Source organism: Bradyrhizobium sp. LB11.1, from assembly GCF_040549385.1.
In the GTDB taxonomy this organism is placed as follows: Bacteria; Pseudomonadota; Alphaproteobacteria; order Rhizobiales; family Xanthobacteraceae; genus Bradyrhizobium.
In genome coordinates this window covers 1-1376 of sequence record NZ_JBEPTH010000056.1, presented here as the reverse complement: position 1 = coordinate 1376, position 1376 = coordinate 1, and the positions used below count along the sequence as shown (strand labels likewise).

1 protein-coding gene is annotated in these 1376 nt (G+C 65.1%); it reads right to left on the bottom strand.

Going from position 1 to position 1376, the window contains the following annotated elements:
• Nucleotides 1–345 precede the first annotated feature (345 nt).
• On the bottom strand, nucleotides 346–1376 hold a 1031-nt coding region (locus ABIA96_RS36550; protein WP_502918889.1), incomplete at its 5' end, for an IS110 family RNA-guided transposase.

Sequence of the window (1376 nt, the reverse complement as noted above, 5' to 3'; positions counted from 1 at the left end):
TGCCCACCCTCATATGGGGCATTTTGAGTCAAGGCTCTTGCGTAGGTCTGGGTCAGGGTTTGACGATGCGAGGGCGGCGCGCGGAGCCATGCGTAGCGCAGCGCGGCGACCGTGCCCCAGGCGAGGATTGGCTTCCCACGATTGCAGCAATTCACTGCATCACCTCATATCCGGTCGGACCGTCTGGTCCGTACCCACATTCCGCATGCTCGCGGTGAGGAAGCCGAAGGGGATGAGACCCATCTACAAAACGGTTTGGTTGGCCCTTGGGTGGCACGGTCATCATCCATCCTCAGGGCACCAGCAGCTTAAGCTGCTGCCGCGCCTGACTGCGAAGTTGGATTCTCAAGCCTTCATCGTCGCCTGATCGGGGACGAGACCGGTGGAGAGATAACGCCATAGCGCCACGATCAGCTTGCGGGCCAGTGCGACGATGGCGATGCGCCGGGCACGCTTGCCGGCATTGGCCGTGCGATTGCGGAACCATTGGCTGAGCGCGCTGTCGCCCTGATGGCGAAGCCAGAGCCAGGCCAGCTCGATCGCCTTCTGGCGAGCGCGATGATTGCCAGCTTTGCTGATGCCCTGTTCGACATCAATGCCGCCACTCTTCCATGGACTGGGCGCCAGGCCGCAATAGGCCGCGACCTCACGGCGGTTGCGGAAGTCCTTGTAGAAGACCTCGTTCACCAGCGTCGCGCTGAAGGCCGGGCCGAGCGCCTTGAGCCGTTGCAGGAACTGACGCCGCTCGCTCATCACAGCAGGAACTGCGGACGTCTCGGCAACCTGGGCCTGTTCCAGCGCCGCAATTTGCTCACGCCGCAGCAGCAGCCGCGCATGCTCACGCTTGATCTCGGCCAGAAGATGCGGCGGGAGCGGCTGTCCCTGCCAGTCCCGCTGCTGTGCCAGCCAGCTGAGCCAATTCCGCCGCCGCGGGGTGCCGACAGCCACGCCCAACAGGCGCAGCAATGCCTTGATCCGGTTGGTATGGGCGGTCTGCTCCTTGACCAGACGATCGCGCTCCCGGCTGGCGCGCCGGGCATCCTCCTCCGCCACGCTCGGGACGCGGACGATCCGGACCACCCGCGGTTCGCCCCGCAGATAGGCCATCAAGGTGCGCAGCATCAGCTCGCCGTCGATCCGGTCCGTCTTCGCCCGCCGCGACCGCTGCTCCACCGCTATGCTGGCCGCATCAAACACGAAGTTGGTGATCCCGGCCGCTTGCAGCAGCCGATGCAGCCAAAAGCCGTCATAACCGGCCTCGTAGCAGCTCACCACCCGCGGCGCCGAGCCCAGCTTCTCGGCCGCCCGAGCTCTGACCTTCTCGATCAGCGCCAGAAGCCCGACGTGATCGCCTCCCTCGAGCTTGTGACGTGAGA